1 pseudogene is annotated in these 405 nt (G+C 69.9%); it reads right to left on the minus strand.

The features are described from left to right. Positions 1–405 (minus strand): annotated as a pseudogene (locus EN964_RS37285) (heme biosynthesis protein HemY); the annotation flags it as partial.

Consider the following 405-nt stretch of genomic DNA (forward strand, 5'->3'; position numbering starts at 1 on the left):
CGGCGACACCGGCGCCCAGCGTTCCGATACCACGCCGTCTGCGACCCAGGCCGGATCGCGCGGCGCCCGCACCGCCCTGGACAGCAGCTGCCGCACCTTGCCCTGATCGCCGGTCTCGGCCTCCTCGATGTCGGCGAGCAGCAGATAGGCGCCCTCGCGGCGGTCCATCCGGATCGCCGCCTCGGCCTCGCGGCGGGCGGTCGAGAAGTCCTGTGCGTCGAGCGCGGCGCGCGCCACCGTCATCGACGATTCGGCGTGGTTCTTCTTCATTTCCTGCAGCTTCTTCGCCCGGTTGAGGCGGTCGAGCACCGCGTCGCCCGGCCTTGCATGGGTATAAAGCTCGGCGATTTCCGGATGCGGCTCGGCCTTCCAGGCTGCCTCGAGTATCTTCGAGCCCTTGCGCAC

Source organism: Mesorhizobium sp. M7A.F.Ca.CA.001.10.2.1 (assembly GCF_003998575.1).
Taxonomy (GTDB): Bacteria; Pseudomonadota; Alphaproteobacteria; order Rhizobiales; family Rhizobiaceae; genus Mesorhizobium.